Origin of the sequence: Oceanobacillus locisalsi (assembly GCF_042675985.1) — a bacterium.
Taxonomy (GTDB): domain Bacteria; phylum Bacillota; class Bacilli; order Bacillales; family Amphibacillaceae; genus Oceanobacillus; species Oceanobacillus locisalsi.
Genome location: NZ_JBHTKK010000015.1, coordinates 31567 through 58125 on the forward strand (window position 1 = coordinate 31567; position 26559 = coordinate 58125).

At 40.0% G+C, this 26559-nt stretch carries 22 protein-coding genes; 4 read left to right on the plus strand and 18 right to left on the minus strand.

What is annotated here, in order from left to right:
- From ACFQ19_RS12540 to tnpA, 4 genes are all read right to left on the minus strand, one after another.
- Positions 1 to 387, minus strand: a complete 387-nt coding sequence (locus ACFQ19_RS12540) for a DUF2255 family protein (protein WP_379592569.1) — start codon at positions 385 to 387, stop codon at positions 1 to 3.
- 189 nt (positions 388 to 576) lie between these two features.
- Entirely contained in the window at positions 577 to 2106 is a 1530-nt protein-coding gene (locus ACFQ19_RS12545; RefSeq protein WP_379592571.1) for an AbgT family transporter, read from the minus strand.
- Between the two features lie 451 nt (positions 2107 to 2557).
- A complete protein-coding gene (locus ACFQ19_RS12550) occupies positions 2558 to 4048 on the minus strand; it encodes an amidase family protein (RefSeq protein ID WP_379592573.1) in 1491 nt (496 codons plus the stop codon).
- A gap of 201 nt (positions 4049 to 4249) precedes the next feature.
- On the minus strand, positions 4250 to 4681 hold the full coding sequence (gene tnpA, locus ACFQ19_RS12555; RefSeq protein ID WP_379592575.1) for an IS200/IS605 family transposase: 432 nt from the start codon (positions 4679 to 4681) through the stop codon (positions 4250 to 4252).
- A gap of 617 nt (positions 4682 to 5298) precedes the next feature.
- Between tnpA and ACFQ19_RS12560 the strand changes: the two genes are divergently transcribed.
- Positions 5299 to 6876, plus strand: coding sequence for a BCCT family transporter (locus tag ACFQ19_RS12560; RefSeq protein WP_379592577.1), 1578 nt, complete (start codon positions 5299 to 5301; stop codon positions 6874 to 6876).
- A gap of 156 nt (positions 6877 to 7032) precedes the next feature.
- On the opposite strand, the gene ACFQ19_RS12565 is transcribed toward ACFQ19_RS12560, so the two are convergent.
- From ACFQ19_RS12565 to ACFQ19_RS12605, 9 genes are all read right to left on the minus strand, one after another.
- On the minus strand, positions 7033 to 8220 hold the full coding sequence (locus ACFQ19_RS12565; RefSeq protein ID WP_379592579.1) for an MFS transporter: 1188 nt from the start codon (positions 8218 to 8220) through the stop codon (positions 7033 to 7035).
- Positions 8221 to 8487: 267 nt separating this feature from the next.
- The gene (gene pabB / locus ACFQ19_RS12570) at positions 8488 to 10224 is read right to left on the minus strand and encodes an aminodeoxychorismate synthase component I (protein ID WP_379592581.1); all 1737 of its coding nucleotides are present in this window, start codon (positions 10222 to 10224) and stop codon (positions 8488 to 8490) included.
- 176 nt (positions 10225 to 10400) lie between these two features.
- Positions 10401 to 10847, minus strand: coding sequence for a hypothetical protein (locus ACFQ19_RS12575; RefSeq protein WP_379592583.1), 447 nt, complete (start codon positions 10845 to 10847; stop codon positions 10401 to 10403).
- 153 nt (positions 10848 to 11000) lie between these two features.
- Positions 11001 to 12452: a ribosomal protection-like ABC-F family protein gene (gene abc-f, locus ACFQ19_RS12580; RefSeq protein WP_379592585.1), complete on the minus strand. Its 1452-nt coding sequence runs from the start codon at positions 12450 to 12452 to the stop codon at positions 11001 to 11003.
- 484 nt (positions 12453 to 12936) lie between these two features.
- Complete coding sequence (locus tag ACFQ19_RS12585; RefSeq protein WP_379592587.1) at positions 12937 to 14367, minus strand: FMN-binding glutamate synthase family protein; 1431 nt, start codon at positions 14365 to 14367, stop codon at positions 12937 to 12939.
- Between the two features lie 104 nt (positions 14368 to 14471).
- Complete coding sequence (locus tag ACFQ19_RS12590) at positions 14472 to 14615, minus strand: hypothetical protein (protein ID WP_379592589.1); 144 nt, start codon at positions 14613 to 14615, stop codon at positions 14472 to 14474.
- A gap of 20 nt (positions 14616 to 14635) precedes the next feature.
- The gene (locus ACFQ19_RS12595; protein ID WP_379592591.1) at positions 14636 to 15802 is read right to left on the minus strand and encodes a Ger(x)C family spore germination protein; all 1167 of its coding nucleotides are present in this window, start codon (positions 15800 to 15802) and stop codon (positions 14636 to 14638) included.
- Complete coding sequence (locus ACFQ19_RS12600; protein ID WP_379592593.1) at positions 15795 to 16904, minus strand: GerAB/ArcD/ProY family transporter; 1110 nt, start codon at positions 16902 to 16904, stop codon at positions 15795 to 15797. Before ACFQ19_RS12600 ends, ACFQ19_RS12595 begins: the two co-directional genes overlap by 8 nt.
- Positions 16901 to 18436 carry a spore germination protein gene (locus ACFQ19_RS12605; RefSeq protein WP_379592595.1) on the minus strand — a complete coding sequence of 512 codons (1536 nt, stop codon included), beginning with the start codon at positions 18434 to 18436 and terminating at the stop codon, positions 16901 to 16903. Before ACFQ19_RS12605 ends, ACFQ19_RS12600 begins: the two co-directional genes overlap by 4 nt.
- 133 nt (positions 18437 to 18569) lie before the next feature.
- Between ACFQ19_RS12605 and ACFQ19_RS12610 the strand changes: the two genes are divergently transcribed.
- Together ACFQ19_RS12610 and ACFQ19_RS12615 are read left to right on the plus strand one after the other, a co-directional pair.
- Complete coding sequence (locus tag ACFQ19_RS12610; protein ID WP_379592597.1) at positions 18570 to 19589, plus strand: DUF3231 family protein; 1020 nt, start codon at positions 18570 to 18572, stop codon at positions 19587 to 19589.
- Between the two features lie 137 nt (positions 19590 to 19726).
- Positions 19727 to 20227: a hypothetical protein gene (locus ACFQ19_RS12615; RefSeq protein ID WP_379592599.1), complete on the plus strand. Its 501-nt coding sequence runs from the start codon at positions 19727 to 19729 to the stop codon at positions 20225 to 20227.
- 331 nt (positions 20228 to 20558) lie between these two features.
- Here ACFQ19_RS12615 and ACFQ19_RS12620 read toward each other — a convergent pair whose 3' ends face one another.
- From ACFQ19_RS12620 to ACFQ19_RS12640, 5 genes are all read right to left on the minus strand, one after another.
- A complete protein-coding gene (locus tag ACFQ19_RS12620) occupies positions 20559 to 22001 on the minus strand; it encodes a M20 family metallopeptidase (RefSeq protein ID WP_379592601.1) in 1443 nt (480 codons plus the stop codon).
- A gap of 150 nt (positions 22002 to 22151) precedes the next feature.
- Positions 22152 to 22607, minus strand: a complete 456-nt coding sequence (locus tag ACFQ19_RS12625; protein WP_379592602.1) for a hypothetical protein — start codon at positions 22605 to 22607, stop codon at positions 22152 to 22154.
- Positions 22604 to 23443: a DUF3100 domain-containing protein gene (locus tag ACFQ19_RS12630; RefSeq protein ID WP_379592604.1), complete on the minus strand. Its 840-nt coding sequence runs from the start codon at positions 23441 to 23443 to the stop codon at positions 22604 to 22606. The genes ACFQ19_RS12625 and ACFQ19_RS12630 overlap by 4 nt, the downstream gene beginning before the upstream one ends.
- A 286-nt stretch (positions 23444 to 23729) precedes the next feature.
- The gene (locus tag ACFQ19_RS12635) at positions 23730 to 24152 is read right to left on the minus strand and encodes a DUF1801 domain-containing protein (protein WP_379592606.1); all 423 of its coding nucleotides are present in this window, start codon (positions 24150 to 24152) and stop codon (positions 23730 to 23732) included.
- Positions 24153 to 25073, minus strand: a complete 921-nt coding sequence (locus ACFQ19_RS12640; protein ID WP_379592608.1) for a VOC family protein — start codon at positions 25071 to 25073, stop codon at positions 24153 to 24155. It lies immediately after the preceding gene.
- A 242-nt stretch (positions 25074 to 25315) separates the two neighbouring features.
- On the opposite strand from ACFQ19_RS12640, the gene ACFQ19_RS12645 reads away from it, so the two are divergent.
- A complete protein-coding gene (locus ACFQ19_RS12645; protein WP_379592610.1) occupies positions 25316 to 26509 on the plus strand; it encodes an MFS transporter in 1194 nt (397 codons plus the stop codon).
- Positions 26510 to 26559 lie beyond the last annotated feature (50 nt).

The following is a 26559-nucleotide window of genomic DNA, read 5'->3' on the forward strand; positions in this document are numbered from 1 at the left end:
TTACTCGTTTCTAGGTGAAATTTTCACGGTAGCACTTATCGGTCCTTCATCAATCATAGGTGGGAGATACCTGCTGTCACCGTATTTTTCTTTATAGGCCTGATTTATTTTTTCTGTTAATGTTGTATCATTTTCGATCGGCTCGAAAAAGACGTCATATTCCTGACCGGCTAATTGTATTTTTCCTGCTCTTTGTTTCACTGCTGATTGATACCATCTGGAGTGTTGTCCATTATATGCCCTGACATATAATTCATTATCTGCCACAACGGACCAAATCCAGGTTGGTGTTCCAGGGGTTTTCCCATCATCATAAAATGGAGAGATATACATATCATCGGCTTTTGAAAATGTACGAAGCTGTTCTTGTGTCCAATTATTTGTCATTACTTTTCATCTCCTTTTTATTGTTAGTTGTCATATTAATACCTAATGTCCACTTTAGGTCAAGTGATAAGATTTTTATTTCATGAAAAGGAATATGGTGTAGAGGATATAAGACTTGATTGATGGTATCTTAATTAAGAAACAAAAAAACCATGAAAAAGCTGTTACACTTTTCATGGTTTTAATTGATTAATAATGAATCGGTCCATTCGGTCCGAGCGGAATACCGAACCACATCCAAACAACAAGCATAATGGTCCATGCTATCAGGAAGAAGATAGAATATGGAATCATCGTAGATACCAGTGTCCCGATTCCCATTTTCTTATCATACTTCTGTGCAAAGGCGATAATAACCGCAAAGTATGTCATTAACGGCGAGATGATATTGGTTGCGGAATCCGCAATACGATATGCCATCTGTGTAAATTCCGGTGCATAGCCAAGCTGCATCATAATCGGAACAAATACAGGAGCCATCATCGCCCACTTGGCGGAGGCACTGCCAATAAAGATATTGATGATCGCAGCAATCAGAATAAATAGCAGAATTAAACCAATACCGCTAAAGTTGACACTATCTAAGAATTCAGCTCCATAAACGCCAATAACGAGTCCCATGTTGGTTTCATTAAAATAAGCAACAAATTGCCCCGCTGTAAAAGCAAGTACAATAAACATACCCATCGATGCCATTGTATCGCTCATTTGTGCAGCAACATCTTTATCACTTTTAATTTCTCTTGTCACCAAGCCATAGACAAGTCCTGGTATTAAGAATAGCAATGCAATAATCGGAACAAGCGAATCCATAAATGGAGACATAATAATTCCGTCCATTCCCGCTTCTTCTCCACGCAATGGCGCATTCTGTGGGATAACCAGCAAAGCTGCTAAAATAACAGAAACAACAAACGAAACACCTGTCCAGATAAGTCCTTTTTTCTCTGTTGCTGTAATACCTTTTATATCTTCGTTCGCTTCTCCTTTATAAGCTCCCAAGCGCGGTTCTACAATTTTTTCTGTTACCCAAGCGCCAACAAGCGTAAGTAGAAATACAGAAACAGCAATAAAGAGCCAGTTCATGGCAATATTCATTTGCTCTGCATATGCCGGGTCGATAATAGAAGCTCCCGCAATCGTCAATTCACCAAGCATCACATCGGTGCCAGATACGAATAAGTTCGCACTAAAACCGCCAGATACCCCGGCAAATGCCGCAGCAAGACCTGCTAACGGGTGACGGCCGAGCGCAGCAAAAATCAATGCACCTAGCGGAGGCAGGACAACATATCCTGCATCAGATGCTACACTGGACATGACGCCGGCAAAAACAATACCAAGCGTGATAAAACGGTTCGGAATGGATAAAACAAAACCTCGTAATAATGCACTAATCAGACCTGTCCGTTCTGCCACGCCGATACCAAGCATGGTAACAAGTACAACGCCCAGCGGTGCGAATCCAATGAAGTTATCGGTCATACTTCCAAAGATATATTCAATTCCTTCCGCATTCAGAAGATTTTTAATTTCTACTGTTTCTCCTGGATCACCTGGGTTTTCTACACTTATATTAAATGGCTGTAATGCCGCAGATAAAATGATAACCAGAAATGCCAGAATCGCAAATAAAGTGGCTGGATGCGGCAGTTTATTTCCTACTACTTCTACAACGTTTAAAAATCGTTGAAATACATTCGACTTCTCTTTCCCCATATTGTCACTCCTTTTTTATAAACAATAATATTCTGATAATGAAGTGGCTAGAAATCAATTTTATTATACATAGTTTCATTGACAATGAATACCCTTTCCCAACAAATAATAAAAGTAATACTAGCGGAAATTTTTAAAACACGATTATCCCCCCTTTTAATGGAACGAAATTTGTATGCGGTTTCATTTTGCGAAATAAAAAATGTATATAAGTGTGTGTTCAAAAAGTCCGATAAATAGGACCAAGAAGTTCAAGGCGACTAGCAAATTCCAAACGGAGCGTATGTTTTATAATACGTGAGTATTGGAATTTGCTAGTCAACGCAGAAATTCGCCGCGTCATTTTTATTGGACTTTTTGAACATCCTCTATAAGAAACAATTACGAATGATCAGACAAAAACAAACTGCTAAATATTCCTCCCCTGAAGACTGCTTCAAGGGAGGAACTATTATCGAAAATAAGGATTACCCTGCATGCCCTTCCATAAAGCATTGTGCTCCATTTCATAGGCAAGCTGTAAGAGACGATGTTCTTCACCTTTGTTCGCCATCACCTGAACACCAATGGGGAAACCGTCATCCGTTACATAAAGCGGAAGAGAAATAGCTGGCTGTCCTGTTAAATTTGCAAGTTGCGAAAACGGTGTATACGTTAAACTTGGTAAAAACATCTCGTAAATAATAGACTGCTTGTCCTTTTCCGCAGCCATTCTCTCTTTAAATGCCTTTTCCTGCTGCTCTGTCATGGTCAGTTCCCCGACTTTTGGAGCGTGAAATGCAGCAGCCGGAGTAATATAGAAATCATAGGTCTGATGAAAGATGGACATGATTTCTGCCGCCCGGTCCCATGAAGCCAGGCTGTCTGTATAATCTGCAGCTGACAGGGATTTCCCTGCTTGATGCAGCAGCCAGGGTTCTATTTCCATATCTTCCGCCGTCAAAGAAACATCCATTGCTTTTTCCAAACTACGTACAACCGCATTCATTTCCCCGCTGTTCATCACATAGTAATCCCGCATTAATTGTACTCCATCTACAGACGGCTGCTTTTCTTCTACCAAGTGTCCCCTTTGCTCCAGATAACGCACAAATTGCAGCACCGCTTTTTTAGCATCCTCTGATACATGTGTCCCTACTGGAGATTCTGTACTAAAGGCAATCCGCACCCGTTTAGATAATATTTCAGACAAACTGTTTTGGTATCCGTTTTCAAATAAAGGTGTCTGAAAAGCAGCATGAGGCTCTACTACCTGTAATTGGTCCAACATTGCAGCACTATCCCTCACCGATTTTGTTAAAACAAAATGGATAGATGCCCCCTGCCACTGTCTGCCGGCTCCCGGACCAACTGAAGTTCTTCCGCGTGTCGGCTTCAATCCGACCAACCCGCTGAAAGAGGCAGGTATACGGATAGAACCGCCTCCATCGCTTGCCCCCGCGACAGGAATAACACCAGAAGCAATGGCGGCTGCAGCACCGCCGCTTGACCCGCCTGGAGAATAGGACGGATTCCACGGATTTCGGGTCGGACCATAGTGTTTTGGCTCTGTAATATTTTTCAAACCAAACTCTGGGCTGTTGGTATGTCCCATAAACAAAAAGCCTGCTTCCCGAAACCTTTTCACAAAATAAGTATCTTGCTTTTGCACTTGCGTTTGTAACAACTTAGAACCTGAAGTCAGCTTTTCCCCTTCAACAGCCTGAGAAAGATTTTTCATTAAAATCGGAACACCTGAAAAAGCGCCTCCCTGAACAGGAAAACGATCTGCTTCTTTTTTAACCGCCTGTTCCCGGTGATGTGTTGTGATATTTAACGCCGGATTCACCTGATGAAGCTGCTTAAAAGCAACTTCTACTAATTCAGACGGCCGGACATCTTTTTTCTTGATGAGTTCTGCCAATCCGACTGCGTCATAGTTCTTATATTCATGAAACTGCATTTTTACACTCCTTCCCTGCGTCATGAAACGAAATTTCATTTAGTGGCAGTTAGCGCCCGTAAAACCTTTTCATAACGTTTTAAACGACCACCTGCTAAAGCAGGTGGATTTGGACATAAATGTCGGCGACTAAAGTCGCTCTTCAGGCTGAAGTCCTGCTTAAAGACCTTAAGCTGAAGCATATTCAAAATAAGACTGAACTCATTCTTCAATTTTGAATATATCGTCCTTATTTTCATGGAATTGATTGGCTATATAATTTCTTATGATCTCTTCCGTTACTGTTCCTACTGTGGCACAAAAGTATCCTCTTGCCCACAAATGCTGTCCCCAGTATCGCTTCTTTAGTTCCGGAAATTCATCCTGTAATAATCTGGATGACCTTCCTTTTAGATATTGCATGATTTTACTTGGAGCAATACTTGGAGGACAAGATAATAATAAATGGATATGATCTTTTCCAACGCTACCTTGCAAGATGGTTATTCCTCTTGCTTCACAACCTTGCCTAATCAATTCCCTTGCTCTTACTGCTATATGACCTTGTAACACCTTATATCTATACTTGGTTACCCATATAACATGATACTTGATATCATATACTGCGTGGCTGGTTTTTCTGTATCCGTCCATACTATCACCTCATCTGTTAGTATGGACAAAAAAGATAAGGCTAAAAGCGGATACCGTCTAAAGACGGTGGAGTTAGACCACGCATCTATAAGTTAAAACGAACGGATTCCCTTATGGTTATAGATTATCATTATGCGAAGAAAAGGTAAAATCCTTCTAAAAAGATTTTCCATTTTCCTATTATGATTAAAAAATAGGTTTATCCCTAACCTTGATATTATTCTCTAATATGTTAGTATGAAACGTATCGTTTTCCATCGCCCAAATTCTATAATATTCGACCTGTATAGGAGACACTATAACACATTATTTGCTGCTCTTCCGGCACAGGAGAAGCAATATTCTGCTTGTATCCCAAGATAAACAAATACTTACCCGGGAATTAGCTTTAGCACTTAGATAAAGCGTCCATTTCTTTTCCTTCTATGCTAAACATTTATAACTTATCCAGGTAGAAGAAAAAGCAGCACAGTCCCTTTAAAAGCGTTTGAAAACGAATAAATAGGGAATGAATAAAAATATAACCAAAAGTTATAAAAATATTTAGAAAAATGTTAGAAATCGTTTTCACATCAACAATAACAGAGGATTCGACATAAAAATAAGGAGATGTAAAAATGAATAAACGTTTAATAGATTGGCCAACTTTCATATTGGCGTTAGTAATTTTGCTTAGTGTTGTCATTCCTTTAATTCTGTTTCCAGAAGCAGGATCATCCGTTATTAATCAGGCAAATGCATTCGTCACAGGGAATTTCGGTATTTTTTATTTACTATTGGGACTTGGCGTCCTTATATTTTTGCTATATGTATCTTTCAGTAAAAACGGGAACATCAAACTCGGGGAAAGAAGCACAAAAAAAGAATTCGGAACGTTTTCATGGGCAGCAATGTTATTCTCAGCCGGTATCGGCTCCAGCATATTATATTGGGGAATGATCGAATGGGCATATTATTATGAAGGGCCGCCGTTCGGAGTTACCCCTGAATCGGAAGAAGCAATCAACTGGGCTGCAAGTTATGGTATGTTTCACTGGGGACCCGTTGCGTGGGCGTTATATACATTACCCGCTTTACCAATCGCTTATTTCTATTATGTCCGGAAAAAACCGGTTCTTAAAATTAGTGAAGCTTCCCGGCCGGTCATTGGAAAATACGCAGATGGACCGCTTGGTACACTCATTGATGTATTATTTATTTTCGGTTTACTCGGCGGGGCAGGAACAACCTTGGCTTTAGGGACACCGATGATTGCGGAAGGAATTAATCATACCACCGGAATTCCCGTGTCTCTGGGTATGCAGGCCATCATTATGCTGATTTGTACAGCCATCTTTGCCGTGAGCTCTTATTCCGGTATTCAGAAAGGAATTAAAGTACTTAGCGATTTAAATATATGGCTTGTGCTATTTATCTTAGGATTCGTATTTATTTTTGGGCCAACTTTATTTATCAGCGAAATGACCTTCACAAGTCTCGGACGTATTATTAACAACATCTTCTCTATGGCAACTTGGCTCGAACCCCTTGCATCCGTTGACGGATTTGAAGAAACCGGATTTCCGGAATCCTGGACTGTCTTCTACTGGGCATGGTGGGTTGTTTATGCGCCATTCGTCGGGCTCTTTGTAGCAAGAATTTCACGTGGACGAACCATTAAAGAAATGGTGCTCGGTACATTAATTTATGGGACACTCGGCTGTGTATTATTCTTTGGAATCTTAGGTAATTATGGACTTTACCTGCAGCTTTCCGGCGGTTTTGATGTCATCGGCTTCATGAATGAATATGGGGCTCCGGCTGCGATTATTGCTATTTTGGATCAATTGCCGATTTCCTGGTTCATCATCCCTGTCTTTACAATACTCGCCATTATCTTCCTGGCAACCACTTTTGATTCAGCATCCTATATATTAGCTGCTGTTGCTCAAAAAAGACTTGCCGGCGGAGAACCAATGCGTTGGCATCGTATTTTCTGGGCGTTTGTATTGATGATTTTACCAATGGCGTTAATGTTTATCGGCGGACTGGAAACATTACAGACTGCCAGTATTGTTGCCGGATTCCCGGTTATCTTTATTATGATTCTGCTGGCATGGTCGTTTATGCGGGCTTCCACAGAAGATTTAAATAAACAAAGAGACGCCAGAAAACCAAAATCTATCACAATTGAACATACGGATACAGAAAAATAAACGCGTTTCAACGGAATTTTAAAGCAAGCTGTACAGTCGGCTTTTGGCCAGCTGCACAGCTTGCTTTTTAAAATCCAGAAAACAAAAATGCACCTGCCAAATGGAAAATATTCCAAATGACAAGTGCATTTTTCTATCCAAGTTATACAGCAGCCATTATTTTATCTCTTCAACAGCTTGCTCTGCCCCGGTTTTGGGACTCTTCCAGACCATGGCCACAGCAATTCCTGCCATGAGTACCATCGCTGCAAAATAATAAGGATAGTTTAAATTTATATCAAATAAAATCCCGCCGATGATTGGTCCAAAAACATTTCCGATACTAGTAAACATCGAGTTCATTCCACCTACAAAGCCTTGTTCATTCCCTGCTGCTTTGGATAAATAGGAAGTGACTGCCGGTCTCATTAAATCGAAACCGATAAAAACAACAACCGTTACGAATAAAATCATCGCATAACTTTCCACAACAGTCATCGCCATCACTAGCAGGGCGGAGAAAATCAGACAATAACGAATCAAACGGATTTCTCCCCATTTCTCTGCCAATCTGCCGAATAAAGCAATTTGTGCAATCGTACCAACAATCGCTCCGCCGGTGATGATAATCGCAATATCCTTTGGCTCGAATCCAAATTTATGATCCACAAATAAAGAAAATAACGATTCAAAGGAAGATAAACCAAATGCGGTAATAAATATAACAATAAATGCGATAAAGTACATTGGAACAAAGATTCTTCCTAAGCCGGGTTTTGGAGCTTCTGCTTCTCCTTGTTCCTCATAATTTCTTTCTGGTTCACGCAGTGTTATTGTTGATAAAATGGCTGTGAACAGCGCCAGACCTGCCGCTGCAAAAAACGGAACTCTCGAACCTACTTCTGCCAATAATCCACCAACACCCGGACCGATAATAAATCCTGTATTAATCGCTGCAGACATATAGCCCAACGCTTTCGGTCTGGTATCCATGGTTGTAATATCAGCAATAAATGCAGTAACTGCAGGCATAATAAAAGCAGCACTCACTCCACCTAAAATTCTTGAGATAAATAAAATTTCTACGGTCTTCCCGATACCAAATAAAAATTCACTAAAACTAAAAACGAGGAGACCGGTAATAATCATGCGTTTACGTCCAAACGCATCCACCCATCTTCCAGAAAACGGTGAAACAATAAGCTGCGCTACGGCAAAAGCTGCTACCAAGTAACCTACAACAGATCCGGACAAATTCAACTCATTCATAATCGTAGGTAAAACTGGAATAACCAATCCAATACCCAAAAATGCAATAAACAAATTCATCAGTAAGATAGACAGCGTCATATTTTGTTTTTTCATACGTCATTTCTCCTTAACTAAAATTTCATTTAAAACCTCCCTTAGGAATCTGATATATCATACCACATCTTTTTTATTTCAGATATATTTTTGCTTAAAATTTTTTTACCTTTTATTCGCCAGATTTTACCATTTCCCTCTCATTTGCATAGCCCATGTATACCCTTCTGAAAAGCCTTTGGCAGCTCCGGTTTCCTTTCTTTTTCATCCTGCATAAAAAAAGATTGCACCGGTTAATCATGCAATCTTTTTTTACAAAGTTATTTTTTAAAATGTTACCTTCACCCAGCCTCGAATACTATTAATCAGCCAAATCTCTTCAAAAGAAACTATATCTGTCTTCCATAAGATTTTTTCTTTTATTTTTCCTTGTTCCAGCAGTTCTTCTCGATATGTCCCGGCAAGCAGACCTGACGAAATAGGAGGCGTATAATACGTTCCCTGCTGTTTCACTACCAGGTTACCAATCGTAAACTCTGTCAGCTCTCCTTCCTTATTCCATAAAAGGACATCAAAGGAGGCGGGATGCTGCTTTTTAAAAGACGTATACATTTGCCGATTCGTCGTTTTATAATAATAAAATATATCATGTTTATCTATGGATGAGGAAGCCATCCCTATCTGCCTTACAGCTTCCGGTTCTGCAGTGAGCGGCGTGCACGTTATATCAATCTCCCCATCCTGTCTCAGTAAAAGGCGCACCCTTTGTTCTCCAGCACATTTCTTCACCTGCTTTTTCAGCTGTTGCTTAATATAATCAATGGAATAAGGATACTGGAAATGAAGCGCCGTCCGTTTCAATCTGGCTAGATGTCTGTCCAGACGAAGAATTTGTTTTCCGTCATATTTCATCGTTTCTAAAATTTGAAAGGATGGAGAAGCCACTTTTAAAATAGCTGCTTTAGCTAATGCTTCTTCATATTCCCCTTTCACATCCGAATCCCAGGTAATTCCTCCGCCTACTCCATAAACTGGCGGTTTCCCATTCTCCATCCATGCAGTCCGTATCGCTACATTAAACAATGCATCTTGATTTGGTGTGATAAAGCCAATCGTTCCACAATAAATATCCCTCGGCGCATCCTCCAGCTCTTTGATGATTTCCATCGTACGTTGCTTTGGCGCCCCGGTGATGGAACCACAAGGAAATAACGCTTTAAACAGATTAAAATGACTGAGGTCCTCTTTTAATTCTGCCCGGATTGTAGAAGTCATTTGGTAAACCGTCGGATACTTCTCTATTTCAAACAGCTTCGGTACATGAACAGAACCCTGTACAGCAATTTTGGATAAATCATTGCGAAGTAAATCAACAATCATTACATTCTCTGCCCGGTCCTTTTCAGAATGAGCAAGTTTATCTTTATTATGGGAATCTTCCTCTGAAGTCTGTCCCCGTTCGATGGTCCCTTTCATTGGCTTCGTATGGATGAGTTGCTGCCTACGTTCAAAAAACAGCTCCGGGGAGGCAGATACGATGTGATAATCCCCTATTTGCAGATGTGCACCATACTTTGCCTGCTGCGCACCTGTTAATTGTTCGTACAGTAAATCTGCATCCACTGCTCTATCTGCTTCCATCCGAACAGTGTAATTTACTTGATATGTATCTCCTTTCGCAATAGCAGTTTTGATCGATTCGATATTCTGCTGATACTGTTGCTCCGTGGTTGTCATCTCCCAATTCACGGGAGGATAGGCACGTTCAGCAGCAGAGCTTGTATGCTCCAGCTGTACGTTCTTAAAAACTCCCATCACCATAAGCGGTAAATCGCCTTTTTTATGGGTAACCAGGTTTTCATCAAATGCCGAGGCAGCTTCATAAGAAATATATCCGGCCAGATAATAACCCTCCTGCTGGTATACCTCCATTTGTGCAAAGACCTTTTCAACTTCCGCTTCCGAATGGGCGATGAGAATATCTGCCGGCTTTTCAAAAATACGGCGTACACCTGCTTCTTCTTCAAAGGAAAAATCAAATACCATTTTCGTATTCTCTCTCATGTTTGCAATTCACCTGCCTTTTTTATTGGGTCAGAAAATGATTTAGCGCGGACAATCAGGATAAACCCTAGTAATCTACCCTGCACAACATTTCTCCATTTCCATGTCATCAGATTAGCAAGTTCTTATAGAGGATGTTCAAAAAGTCCAATAAATAGGACTTTTTGAACACACACTTATAACTCCTCTTTGTCTAACTGCTCCCATTGAACATCCATTCCTTGAATCGTTTGAAATAATTCGTTTTCGCTTTTCATTTCATAATGTTCCTCGTGCCCATTCATGTCAATATTGCCGTCTTTATCAACCGTCATCGTATAATTTTCTTTCGAGCCCTGGAATAACAGCAGATACCCGGCATTAACAAATCCATTGGTTTCTTTGAGTTTCAACGATTCACCAGATTTTAAAATCTTTGCAATATCCTCTTTTTCCGTTAATAAAATCGATTTGGGTTTTCCGGACGGCTTGACTTCATATATGGTAATTTCCTTAATTTCGTTTGTTTCATTGATATTGGCAGGTAATTCACTAGCAAACATCTTGGTTTCTCCACCGAATTTCCCAACAAGGAAAAACACTCCTGCTGCAATAATGATTGTCATTATAAGTATTCTTTTCATACGGTCTTGCTCCTTTTCCTGCTGTAAATGTATATCTTTTTTCATTATTAATATAATCATCTATTTTGTCCAATAGGAAAGTATATGAATTTAATTTATCTCTACGATTTAATGCAAAAAAACAGGAGCAACCTGAACTGCTCCTGTTCGATTTTACTTTTCAATGATGTTGTTATTTTTCATTTCATATACATGATCAGCTACATTTTCGATAAACGCAGCATCATGAGAAACAAAAATAATCGTACCCGGATATCCTTTAAAAAACGTTTCTAAGGCTTTCGTTGTCTGGATATCCAAAAAATTCGTCGGTTCATCCAATAATAAAACATGGTAGGAACCGAGAAATAATCTGCATAGCTGCAGCCGGATTGCCTCACCGCCGCTTAAATAGCGAAGTTTTTTATAAATAGCATTTCCCTCAAAGTACATAGAATGAAGCACACTGCGCAAAAATCCTTCCTCATAATCCGTTGTATTCTTCAGGCTTTCCAACACCGTTTCCTCCGACTTTTCCTGATAAGCCAGCTGCTCAAACAGACCAAATTCCACTTTTGGTGAAACCTCCAGCCCTTCCGCACGGTTATAAATCGCCTGAAGGAAGGTGCTTTTTCCAGAGCCATTTGCTCCTGTAATCGCGATTTTTTGACCTAAAGGAAATTGAAAACGGACTTCTTTTAAAAGAAGCTTCTCACCAGCCTTTAACGTCAGCTGATTGCCCATTACCGGAAAAGAATGGTGCAAATCCAACGCTTTAGAACGATGAAACTGAATAGGCCGAGCATACTGGACAGCATCCACTTTTTCCAATTGCTCCATCCGTTTTTCCAATGCTTTGGCACTCTTTTGCATTCCTTTTTGCGAAACATCCTTAGGCTTTGTCGCATGCCGCCGATCCGCGCCCTCTTTCTTTCGGGCATTTGCCTTTGCACCTTTTGTCATTTTCGCTGCCTTTTGCATTTTATCCTGCGCTGCAGCTTCTAGACGGGCTTTTTCCTTCAGATATTGTTCATGTGCTTCCTCTTGCTGTCGTTCTTCCAATGCTTTCTGTTCTTCATAATCCGTATAATTACCGGAATAAACGTGGATTTTCCCGTCACGAATTTCCCAAATCGTTGTAACAAGCTGGTCTAGAAGTTTACGGTCATGACTGATTAAAAGCAGTGTCCCATAATAATTTTCCAGCTCTTTCCGCAAATGGCGGATTCCCTGCTGATCAAGATGGGTTGTTGGTTCATCAATCAATAATGCTTCTTGGTAATTTGCCAAGAGCTGTGCTATTTTTATTTTTGTCTGCTCACCGCCGCTTATTCCTGCTTCCAAATCAGGTGCTTGAAGTTTTCCCAGCACTTTTGGATCCACTTCCTCTTCGCCAGGCATTTCCATTTGTTTTAAATAAGCAAAGCTCGCATGACGATGAATTTCTCCTTTTGACGGTTCTAGTTCCCCTGCCAGCAAACGAAGCAAGCTTGTTTTTCCGGACCCATTCGGACCAACAATACCAATCCGGTCCATCAAATGAACAGCTAACCGAGGAATGGAAAAAATTTCTTTATCTAAATACGTTAATTCGACATCTTTTATTTCAAATTGAATGTTTTGCATTTTTGCTACCTCCGAGAATGTTTATTTTCTCGTATCGATAGCTTTTTCTTGTACCGATACGAGCTTGTGTTGTCTTCTAACAAGCCCGTATCAATCAAAAGAACAATAACATCTGCATCATAATCTCTCCCTATATTATATTATTAGAACGAATACCCTGCTTTCCCGCGCAACAGAAATAGAAATCCATTCTCTGCATCTATATGTCATAAAAAAAGGACAGCAAATTGTCTGCTGTCCTTTTACATACTTCCTTTAGGAAAAAGATATACATCATGTATACCTTCATTATAATAGCTAAAAAAAGACAGACGACTCCTATTTCTCTGCAGGGACTAAAGCGCAGGCAGAGCTTGAACATGTTATCCAATTAGTTGTTCAAGTCTAGGAATCGAATTCTCATTTCAGCGTAATTTCCTTTCCGTTCTATATTTGTTATACATTATAAGGCGTTTATTCGTTGACGTCAACCAGGCTTTCTGTTCTACAGCTCAATTAACGGCTCTCCCTGCTCCTTTTTATTACCTTCTTCCTCCCTGCCAGCACTATAAGAAACAGCAAAATCGCGGGCTACCGCTTCATCATAAGAAACAAGATCATCTTTTGCCAATTCGGATAATCCTTTTTTTCCCATCATCCGAATGCCTTCTTCCATTTCTTTGATGGAAGCATTCATATAATTGACTAATGCGTCCGTTCCATCCTGTCTGTTGAAATCGTCTTTGTATTTGCCGTCATACCAGACAACTTGTGTCGGAGGTTCAAACGGAACAGCATGTAAAACTTGCTTATGAGAGACAGTAAATAAAACTGCTGAGCCCAAATAAATCGCATCTGCGCCTAATGCCATCGCTTTTAAAAATTGCCCCGGCGTGAACATTCCCCCTGAAATAATCAAGCTGACCTTGTCTCTTGCCTTCTTTTTTTGTAAATGCTGATGTGCCCGGTGCAAGCCATGAATGGTAGGAATGCCAAAATCCTCCGCCAATATCGGCGGTGCTCCATGGGTTGCAGCTTGGGCTCCATCCACCGCAATATAGTCTACACCAATTTCTAATAACGCATCGATATCTGCTTCTATATTCCCGCCTGCAGCTATCTTTGCACCAATTGGTACACCATCAGTTAATTCTTTTAATTCCTGGACAAGGTTTTTAAAATCATCCAACGTTTGATCTTGAAAAAAATGATTATGGATAATCGCTTCTTCTCCATCATCTAAATCCAATACTTTTCGAATATCTCCCTGTAGATCTTCTGCGGGAATAACGACTCCGGAACTCATTAATGCGCCTTGGCCAAATTTTATTTCAATCATGGAGGCTTTCTTCATAAGCTTTTCTTCCTTTGACCAGCTTGTTTTGGAAAATTGTAAGATGTACTTATCTGTTCCGTCGATTTCTTCGTCCATCACACCGCCTTCTCCAGAATTAAGTGCAGTGCCAAGCTGATTGACCGCGTCAACGAATGCTAACCTCACTTCTTTGCTTAAGGCAATCCCATAAGCCATTCCGCTGACCATTAAGGGAATATCCAGTTCCATTGGTTTCTTGGCTTTGGGACCAATCGTTACTTTCATATCAATTTGTTCGGTATACTCGGTCGGGAACTTGGCTACTTGAGCCGGTATAAAAGTAAGTTTTTCAAAATCCGGCCATGTTTTGGCAGAACCAAGCGGCCGATGTAAGACGTCACCAGATTCCGCCCGTAAATTATTCTCAAAAGTTTGCTGGATTCCCATATGTTTAAAACCGGTTACCATTTCAAATACATTCTCTTGATAGCGGTCTTCCATCAGGATTTTTCCGTATTTATTCACCGCCTTTTTTATCAAATGGCGTCTCATCATAAACAGCAGAAGACACATGATGATAAACAGACTAAGCAGAACAAGAATAATGATATCGAGCATCATCTGGATACACGCTCCTTTTTCTCCAATTTGAATGGCATATTGCTTATCCTAACATTCTTGCTTCTAACTACCTTTGCATACCTGTATGTGTTCATATTCTGCTGCTATCTTTTATGCTTCCATGGCGGATCTCCAAATTGATGCAGTTTTTGATTCACTTTATAAATAACATACGGTATCAAAAAAGATAATACAGTGCATAGAAGAATTAAATAATTCGGTAATAACCCCGATAATCGATCCCACATGGATATACTCACCTGCTTTCCTATTCCTCAGTCTTATCTGTGGTACCTGATGACCGGATAGTAGTCTCCGCTTTAACGTTAACCGTTGCGTTTTGAAATATGTTTTCGCCTTGATCCCAGTTATCTTTGATTTTTTCCCATTCTTTATAATGCTTTGTCTGCATGATTTGACTGAATCCAAAAAAGTCTATTCCTATGTCTTCTTGGGCTTTTTTGATAATGGAGGACGCCTTCTGTTCTATTCTTTCACTTATTTGTTTATCTATTTCATTTATAGTTCCTTTATTTAACAGCGATCTGTCTCCAAACGTCTCTGCAATGTTTCCCTCTGTATCAATCTCTACATCAATGTTGACATGGCCCGAATCATCTGTATTTATTTTTATATTACTTTTGGCGCGTTTTATTTCATAAATCATCATCCCGTCATTGCTCTCAAATTTAATAAAACCCCCTTCAAAATCACCTATTATTAAATTGAGAGCCACAACGTCTTTTTCCTCGATAATGTCTACTAATTGATTCTTCTTTCCATCAAAAATAGCTGCACCTTTAAACATCATTTTCCCATCTGACGGAACAACTCTTGGAATAAGGTAATTATTTTTTTCTAACATGTATTCATTCAGGTTTCCAATGCGCAGCGGCTCAATGATTGCTCCTGATTTGTCCCTGTTTTCATTTACCGTTTCAATATGCGTCGCGGGAAGCGGTTCTATCTGGGAGTCTATTTCAAGCACCTCTTTTGCATTTTGCTGAGACACGATAACCTTTGTTTCTCTTCGCATTTCCGGGTCACGTATCAGTAAATCCATACTATTGGCGAATATACCTGGTTCACGTGCTAATTCTTCCGAAACAACGATTAATTTTAAATGCTCATAAAATGGCGCGTTCCCTTGAATAAGTGCCATATCGCGGGTTATTTGTAATAAACTTTGCCCGTCGAGCGATAAATTGTTGTACGGCTTTTGAGAACTTTCTCCACCTTCACTCGGAGTGCCCAATCCAGCAGGTACAGCAAACTGATCCGTTAACGTTATCATTGGGCTGCCCTCTGTTTGTTCTTCTGCTAAATCAAGTGCAACACCAATCACAAAGCCTCTTTCTTCAATATCAACTTCGTCCCAGCATCCCGCTAGGAGTAAACAAAAGCAACATAGAAAGAACAGATATACTTTATGCATCCCGCTTCACCCCTCTAATTTTTGCAACCACCGTCAACAAGATAAGCACTGTGATGTTCAATATAACCATTCCCCATCCCATTGCTGATCCTAAAAAGTCCACCTCCACCACATCTTGTGGAACCATCCCGACGAAATAGATAAGCGGAGTAAGAATAAATATAATTTTTAACTTCTCCGTGTTTTTGAAAATGGTATTTAATGCTAAGATACCAATATCCATAGCCATTGTTGCCGTAATAAAAATGGACATGATCCATATGACAAAGAAAACAGATTCAAACCGCTCAAAAAAACCGCCCGGTATCTCTACCACTTTCGCAAGCTCTATCACCGGATATAATAAATTAGAGGTAACAGCATTCCCGAAAACACCAATACACATAATAAAAATAATCATATATAATCCAACGGGAATACACATCCCCATTGCAGCTGCTTTTGGTGCTTTTTCAGGTTTATCAACCAAGGAAAGATAAAACCATAAAATCCCAAAACCGAGGTAAGAAATAGCTCCCGTATTTACAACCACCTTTTTATAATCAGCTATAGGGGTCTGTAATACAGGCATTAAATTTTCTGCACTCAACCAGCCTACATTAAACACCACGATAATAAGAGCTATCAAAAGAATAATCGGCAAAAACATCATATTGATTCGAAACAAGCCTGCACGAGAACCAGAGACAGCATACACGACAACCAGTAAAAAGGTTAGAGAAATCACTTCGATGGGGGTACGATCAAATAAATATTGCTGCGATATGTTACTGATTTTACGAATTTGAAAGGCCGTGATAAAAATGGATAAAAGAGCAAACATACAGCTTAAAACGATTGCCACAGGTTTCGTTACAATTTTAGAAGCATAAGTCAGAAAAGTTTGGTTCCGAAACCCGGATGCAAATTTGGCGATTGCCCAAGTAATAAAAACAGCTAATAACCCCACAATAAGTAAGGGAATCCACCCATCCGCACCTAACGTTACAGATGCTAATTGTTTGGGCATCGAAAGAATACCTACACCGATGACGATAGATGGGATAGCAATCATGATATCTCTTTCGCTGATTCTTTCATCTGCATATTTAAATCGTTTCACTGTTTCCTGTCTCCTTCATTCATGAACTTTTTATCTTTGGGCTGTGTATAGATCGGACGTCTTTTCATCATCGTAATCGGCGCTCGTAAAACAAGGTCCTTCCAATCACTTAGGAAGTTTGGCGCAAACGGCGTTGAATACGGAACACCAAAGCTCATTAAATTCACAATATGAATGTTGATCATGATATAACCAAGGATGATACCATAAAGACCAAATACAGCAGCGGCTCCCATCAAGCCAAACTCCAGGATGCGAAAGGAAATGGCAATACTATAGGAAGGCAACGCAAAAGATGCAATGGCGTTCAGAGCAACGACAATAACCATAACAGGACTGACCAATCCAGCAGAAACGGCTGCTTCGCCAATAACAAGGCCACCAACAATTCCTATTGTCTGCCCAATTGCAGTTGGCAATCGTAAACCTGCTTCGCGCAATAATTCCATCGTTGCCGTCATAATCAATGCTTCCACTACAGGCGGGAATGGAACTTCATCTCTGCTTGCCGCAATGGAAAATGCCAAATCAGATGGAAGGAGCCCTGGGTGATAGGATACTAATGCAATGTATAGAGCTGGTAAGAATACCGAAATAAACGCCGCAAGATAACGTAGCATTCTAATCAGTGTCCCCAGAGACCAGCGCCAATAATAATCTTCCGGAGAATGCAGCGAGCTTCCAAAAGTTACAGGGGCAATTAACACAAATGGCGTACGATCCAGAAGAATGACTACTTTTCCTTGAAGAAGCGCCTCGGAAGCCTTGTCTGGCCTCTCTGAATTTAACATCTGAGGAAAAGGAGACAAAAAACTATCCTCAATCCATTGCTCAATATAACCACTTTCCGGTGCATCATCAATATCAATGGTTTCTAATCTCCGTTTCACTTCATCAACCAGATCAGGGTTCACAATACCATCCATATAAGCTACAATAAGGTCTTTTTTAGAACGTCTTCCAACTTTATACGTACTAAAACGCAGATTGGGATCCGCTATGTATCGACGAATCAGCATAGTATTTGTTCGTATATTTTCTACAAACCCCTCTTTGGAGCCGCGAATAAGCGATTCCGACTGTGGTTCCTCGATAGCACGCGTTTCTCCGCCTATCGTATCCATGATTAGTACTTGATCCATTCCATCCAAATAAAACACAGTGCTCCCGCTCAGAATTGCATTTGACACATCATCTAATGACTGTCCTCGTTTGATATCTGTTACTGTAATTACTTCCCAGTGGATCACATCAAAAAGTTCCTGCTTTTCAGCCGGTAATTCTGAAGCCTTTTTCAAATCTTCCATAATGTGATTATGAATATACACACTATCCACGATGCCATCGATATAAACAATAGCTGTGCGATGATTTGCGCTGCCAATAGTGAATTCGCGGATTACCAAATCACTTGGATCATCCAGCATTTTCTTTATATTCTCCAGATTTTCTTTCAAGTTAGTTCCGATTTCCAGAGAGAAATTTTGTTCTGCGTTTTTTTTCGTTTTATTCCAATAGAAAGACCGGTTCAATATTATCCCCTCAAGACATCTGAAATAGTTGCTCCTCTTCTTTTTCCCAATAGAGCTCCTCTTTATGTATAAAATAAAACTTGATGTAAAATCTAAATCTATATATCACCTAAGGAAGGGGTAGAAAAACCAAATGAATGAAAAAAATATACATTTAACTGCGGCTGAGATTGCCTCTGTATGGACAGGATATATGAATGGTACCTTGGCAAAATGTATCTTGAACTTCATGTTAAAAGATATTGAAGACCCCGAGATAAAACTTGTCGTTCAACATGCTTATGATAATTTCACTACTCAAATGGATCAATTACATCAGATTTTTGAAGAGGAAAATTTTGCAACTCCCAATGGATTTTCGGATACAGATGTCAACATGAATGCACCCTGGCTTTTTACTGATGCTTTTTGTTTAACCTATGTTACGCATATGTCCAGAATTGGAATGATTCATTACAGCGGGTTTGTCGCGATGAGTACGAAAAAGAAAATTCGGGACTTTTCTATACAGACGCTACAGGAAATGGCTGCGCTTTATGATCATGCTGTCGATGTTGCTCTGAAAAAAGGAATTAATGCCAGACACCCGTATATTGAAACTCCTAAAAAAGCGGATTATGTAGAAAGCAAAAAATATTTGAGCGGAATCAATCCATTTAGTGAAAAACGTCCATTAAATGCTGTTGAAATATCTCATTTATATATGAACATCCAGACAAATGAAATGGGGGTAAGGTTATGCCTTGCATTTGCTCAGACCTCTCCTGTCAAAGTAGTACAAGATTTTATGATAAGAGCCAAGAATATTTCGCAAAAGCATATAAAAATCTTCGTGGATAACTTAATGAAAGATAATATCGGCGCGCCGCAAATACCTGATACAGCAGTAAGTGATTCCACAACACAAACATTTTCGGATAAATTAATGATGTTTCATATGTCCTTACTTATGTCTGCCGGGGTTGGAAACTACGCTACTGCTGCAGCAACGAGTCAACGGTTGGACTTAGCAGCGAACTATGAACGACTCTCTATGGAAGTTGCTAAACTTGCAAAAAGTGGATCAGATATCATGATTGATAATCATTGGCTGGAGCAGCCTCCAGGTACAAAAGATCGGGAAAAGTTGGCGAAAAATAAAGAGAACAGCTGATTCAATTTGTTACTTGGATTATATGGAGTGGACAGCTGACTTAGGCTGTTCGTAAATGATGACCTTTTAACAGAACCAATGGCTGGTAACGCTATCCCAGATAAGTGGCGCTAAGAAATAGCAAAGAAGGTGAACCGTTGAAAACAGAGTTAACTAAAAAAAGTACAAAACTCGAAGCAGTACTTTGGAGCATTGCCCTGCCCGGATTTGCTCAGTTATTAAATCGTCATTATATAAAGGGGATTCTGTTTATTGGATTGGAATTTTTAATTAATATCATGGGAAATTTGAATACCATTATTGTATTGAGCTTCCATCTTAAAATTGAAGAAGCAATCGCACAAACCAACTATTTATGGTTCATGTTTTATCCATGTCTATATTTCTACGCCATTTGGGATGCTTATAAAAGTGCGGGAGGTGGAGAAAAAGCCTTTGCTTATCTGCCATTAGCTTTCTCTGCCTACTTCGTTACCATAGGCGTCATTTTCTCACCAAACTTTACCATAGCCGGAGAATTAATTGGCCCCTTATGGCTTCCTATCCTGACCACCCCGATTGGTTTAGCTGTTGGGGGACTGATCAGATGGATTTTATTAAAAATATACACAGATGATGAGATACATGAAATTGTTTAACCATGGTTTACCTTTAGAGATGGCTATAGCGGCTCTTCCGAAAATAAACATAATGAAAAAATATCTATGCAGTACCTCCAGATAATCAAATAAAGAAATCAAAAGTATTTGATACACTGCACAGAACAGATAAAGCACCTCTTATCAATATGGGAAGAATATCCTCTGAAATCATTCTGTTTTAGGAGTAGTTAAACATGAAATAAAAAGCTCTCTTTATCGTGCAGAAGACGGTATCTGATTCCACTGCATACGATAAAGAGAGCTTGTCATCATCATGAAATCAGGCAGTTGTATTCTTGCTTATGCCAACAGATTGATCCCTTCCAGCCTATTTACGAAGCATAGGAGGTACATCCTGATCTTCCGGAAGCAGGGAACGATAATTTTCCGGACCTGCCTCCCGGTCGCGAAGCTCTTTCACAGCATCCTCCAGTACTTCCGGATGTTGCAAGACATCTATTACGGTACTGGCGATTGCTTTTCCTGCATATAGCATGCCTTTTTTCGCATAGGAAGTTTTCCCTTGAGATACGACCTGCCATGTATGGAATGGTGTGCCAAATGACCATGTTGCTGCTGTCAACTGTGCAGTAGGAGTCACCCAGCTTACCGCTCCCACATCGGTAGAACCTGCTCCTTTCGCATATTCCGGTGCCTCCCGGTAAGGAGATACTTCATGAATTAATGGACGCGCTGCAAGTTCCTCCGCTCTTTCTTTGCCAACTAAGGACGCAGCAAAAGCGACATCATCTTCATTTAATGTTTGATAATATTTCTGGCTTAATGCCAGTTCTTCTTCTGAAAAATGCGGGCGTTCTAACGTCTTCATATTTTTATGAAGTAATTTATCCAAGGTCGCATTTTGAACAAGATTAGAGCATGCACCTTCAATCCGGTAATCCATGGACGTTTCTGTCATTAATGCAGCGCCTTCTGCAATTTTGGTCAGACGTTGAAACAAAGCTCGCGCCTGATCTGCATGCGGAGCCCGTACAAAGTAAGATACTTCTGCTTCTCTTTGAACCACATTTGGAGACATTCCCCCGCTGTTGGTAATAGCGTAATGGACTCGTGCTTCATCTATCATGTGCTCACGCATATAGTTCGCCCCGACGTTCATTAACTCTACTGCATCTAAAGCACTTCTTCCCAATTCTGGTGAAGCAGACGCATGAGAGCTAATTCCTTTAAATGTAAAAGTAGAATGAATAACCGCTAAAGATGGCCCATGAAACAAGCTGTTAGAGTAATGCGGGTGCCATGAAAATGAAGCGGCTACATCATCAAATAATCCTGCTTTCACCATATACGTCTTAGCATACCCGCTTTCTTCTGCCGGACAACCATAATAACGAATGGTACCTTCCAATTTATTTTTCTCTAAGTATTCTTTAACAGCAACAGCGGCAGACATGGAACCGACGCCCAGCAAATTATGACCGCACCCATGTCCGGGACCGTTTGATTCTACTGGATCGTGTTCTGTGACTCCGGCTTTTTGACTTAGACCAGGTAAAGCATCATACTCCCCTAAAATTGCGATGACCGGGCCGCTGTTTCCAAAACTTGCAGTAAATGCAGTAGGTATATTCGCTACACCGCGTTCGACCTGAAAACCCTGTTCTTCCATAAAATCAGCTGAACATTGAAAGGACTGTTTTTCTTCGTAACGGATTTCAGGCGTTTCCCAAATCTGATCACTCACTTGGAAAAAAGCTTCCCGCTTCTGTTCAATAATTTCTTCTACTTCTTTGACAATATTTTCACTCATCGTTTCGATCCATCCCTTTCTGCGATAGGTTCATCTTCTATTTTATAGCAAACCTAAGCAATATGTATAATGTTTGGATTTTTCATATTTAAAAATACAGTACGCCGTACATACCACGACACCCAAACTATATTACAGATACGAAATAAACTAAATTAATCCTTGGAATCGAAGTACTATCTCTGCGATAATCGCCGATCCTAAAAAGGTTCCTAAAAATACGACAGAACCAACTACAATACTCTTCCAGCCCAATTTCGTAAAATCTGCTAAAGAATTACCAATACCGATAGCAGCATAAGCTAACAGCGGTGTTGTAAATGCTTGAATATCAATCGCACCGGCCCATTCTATGATTTGTGTAGATCCAGGAGTAATTGGCAGAGAAACGATAATAGAAATTGCCGCAACATAAAGAATCCCCGGAACAGACTTCCATGGCAGAATCATTTTCAACGCAAACCCGGCAGCAGCAATTAAAATAAGGATCAGTATTCCCATTGACGCATCTGCAGGAACGACTTCATAACCAATCCAGTTCCCTATTAACACAATAATTCCTGATAAAATCAACGCTAATATGGTATGAAATAATTGTTTACTCATTGGTTTGCCTCCTTTTTCTCTTCCGTCTGTTCATTGGTCTCCACTTCTTTATTGGATTTTCTGCTGGTGAATAAGTTATACATTTTTTCGGCTAACGGAAGTGCAATAAAAATAGAGACAAAGAAACCCGTTGCTACAGATAAAATCATACTCGCCGAAGCTAAAGATTGAATTTCCGCTGCCATCTCTGGGTAAACAGCAGATAGGGAACCGCTTGATGCTGCCATCATACTAGCACTGCCGACTCCTGAAGCCATCGCTAGCGCTAGCGGATTTAATGGTGTAAATGTCGCCAAGAAACTGGCTGTTAATCCAAAGAACACCGCTCCGAAAATCGATCCAAATAAGTAGATAGAAAAAACACCTCTTGTTTCCGGAGAATTAAAGCCAAATTTATCATTAATAATAGCTAAGCTGCCCTCTCTGGCAATAGAGAACGTCATTCCAATCGCTTCCCGTTTTACGCCTAATAAAAGAGCGAGCGGAAGTCCTAATAACACCGTCCCTAAATTTCCAATTTCCTGCAGCAGAATAGCTGGTCCCACTTGAACAATCATACTGAGAGCCGGTCCAATATTCAGACTTACCTTTGCAACGAGCAAGCCAATCAGTGCTGTCGTTAATATTTCCGAATGCTTAAATTGCTTTTCTTTAATCACTGGAGTAAATACAGCTGCAACCCCTAAAATAAATGCATAAATCATCGGTAAAATAAGAATCATGCCGGCTCCAACTTCAAATGAAAATGGGCCGATTGATTCTGCAAGCAGTACAATTAAAAGAACGATGCCATGAAGACGCCAATCCTTTAAATATTCTGGAATTTGTTTCAACATGTGGTCTTCCTCCTAGCTTTCATGCCTTATTTGGTGATTCATGTTGTTTCTTGTCTTTATACTTTATTATGTAATAGTAATAATTTATCTTATCGTGAAAACAATTGCAATGATAGTTTTGTGATAACTTTTAGTATGATTAAACGAAACTTCATGCAGCGGGAGTTTACAGGCAGTTCTCCTTGATAAATAAACCGCATGAAAATGAGTAAACATTTCCACACGGTTAGCTGTTTCATAACGCAGTCACAGCATTGTTTTTGACATGTCTTCTTTTCCATATTTTCTACTTTTCCGGATACCTCTCCTGTAAAAACCGCACAGACTGCTTAATCAATTCTTTCAATACCTCTTCATCAATATCTGCTACTTTATTAATATACACACAGGCCTTCCCCGTTGTATGCTTGCCAAATTTCGCTAGTAAGTGTTCGCGCTCGGTATCTCTCGTCGCAAAATAAAGACTGATTTTCGCTTTTCGGGGAGAAAAGCCTACTAACGGGGCATCTCCCTCATGACCCGAGTCATATTTATAATGATATTTTCCAAAGCCGATAATACTCGGTCCCCACATAATAGCTTCAAAACCGGTTGCTTCTGTAAATATATCCAGGAGGCGGTATGCATCCTCCCGCTTTTTAGGCTTCTCCACCTGTTCAATAAATTCAAGCACACTGCTATCTGTTTCTTTTGTTTTTAATTCATACATTTATCTGCCCTCATTTGCCTTTCTTAATGTTTCAACATCTAATTTTTTCATTGGCATCATTGCCTGATTTACTCTGTCAATTTGTTCCTGTGTTGCGTTCTCACTCATCATTTCATCAAGGTCTTTCGGAACAATTTGCCAGGACACTCCATACTTGTCCTTTAGCCAGCCGCACTGCTCTGCTTCCGGAACTGCTGATAGTTGTTCAAAATAATCATCGATTTCTTCCTGCTTTTCACAGTTAACAAGCAAGGAGACTGCTTCATTGAATTGAAAACCATGTTCCAACGCGCTATCCATTGCTGTCAGCCAGACATTCCTAAGCATAAAATCAGAAAACATGACAGTTCCTTCCTGGTTTGGTTCCATGCCGGCAGGATACTTAGCCGATACGCCTTCTTTACTGTCTTTAAAAATGGATAAATAACATTGTACCGCTTCTTCTGCTTTACCTGCATTCTCTTCAATAAACATCATAGATGGCAATATAGGCGGCCTTTCATCTCCTTCTGGATTGGTCAGGATAAGCTGCCAGGATAGACCATATTTATCTTGAATCCATCCGTATTTTTCACTGAAAGGATACGCATCAAACGGCATCAATACCTGCCCGCCATCCGAAAGCTTCTCCCAAACCTCTTCTATCTGTTTGGATGCATTCTCATCTCGCGCAGGATCAAAATTAACCATAAAAGAAATCGACGGATTAAATGAAAAATATGGTCCGGCACTTATAGCCATAAAACGTTGCCCCCATAAGTCAAAAGAAACCAAGTCACAGTCCCCTGATGGTGTATCTTTCACAACAATTTCACTGCAAACTTGAGAATCCGGGAAAACGGACGTGTAAAATGCGGCAGCTTCTTTTGCTTCCTTGTCAAACCAGAGATGGGGCACAATATTTTTTGAGTTCGCTGTCATTATATTTTCCTCCCTAAAGACATCAAGATATCTTTACTATACCATTTTTTATATCCCATCCGTTGCTTTTAATTTGATCTGATTTTATCTATATCACAACGTTACATTTGCAATGATTAACGCTTTCACTAATCTGAAAATTATTTCTTTATTTTTCTCTAACAGACGACTAGACATTAGACCTCGTATCCTCTAATATAGGAACAATGTTTCGCGAAAAAACGAAAAAGGGAGTGTTGAAAATGACAATGAAATTCTCTCGCAGTACGATTTTGGCTGTATTTATGATTGGTACATTTGCGATTGGAATGACAGAATATGCCGTTACTGGATTACTTACGCAATTTGCTGCAGATTTAGACGTTGCTGTTTCAACAACGGGATTATTACTCAGCGTTTATGCAATCAGTGTGGCTATCTGCGGTCCGGTGCTCCGGATACTGACGGTGAAATTTTCACCGAAACCTTTGCTAATCGTACTTATGGCCGTTTTTATAATAAGTAATATAATTGCTGCAACAGCACCGAATTTCGAGGTGCTGCTTCTTTCCAGGCTTCTTTCTGCAACCATGCATGCGCCATTCTTTGGATTATGTATGAGTATGGCGGTTGAAATTTCACAGCCTCATAAGCGTACAAGTTCTATTGCTGCTGTACAAGGCGGCTTGACTATCGCTATTATGATCGGGGTTCCATTTGGCTCGTATATTGGCGGTGTACTGGATTGGAGACTGGTGTTCTGGTTTATTGCATTGATGGGGCTCATCAATTTAATTGGTCTCATGATTGTTACACCAAACATCAAACAAAAAGAGGCACCTAAGCTAAAAAATGAACTGGCTGTTCTCAAGAATAAAAATGTATGGATGCTGATTGCCGTTATTGTCTTTGGTTTTTCCGGTGTATTTACTGCCTATACATTCACCGAGCCGATGCTCCAGGAAATCGCGGGCTTTAATGTTACAAGTATTACAATTGCCCTCTTTTTATTTGGAACCGGTGCTGTAATCGGAAATTTTGTTTCTGGAAGTATTCAACCAGAAGTGCTGACAGAACGCTTGATTTTAGCTATGGCTATTTTAGGAACTGTACTGATCAGTTTTACGTTCTTGCTGGCAAACCCATTTTTCACTTATATTGCCTGCTTTTTATTTGGCGCTGGAACATTCGGAACAACTCCTATACTGAATGCCAAGATTATTCTGGCAGCAACCGAAGCACCTGCTTTGTCCGGCACCATTGCTGCGTCCGTGTTTAACTTAGCAAACTCTATTGGTGCGACTTTAGGCAGCATCTTATTGACAAATCATTTTTCATACAGAGAAATTACTTTTGTGGCGGGCGGTATGATTTTCTTTGGAGTTATTCTTATGTTTGTTACGCATAAAATTGAAGATAAATCTTTATTTCGAGCTGCCGAAAATGCATATGATTAATACATTCTGTTAACCCCTCGAATGCAATTGGCAAGCAAATGCTCTTATTT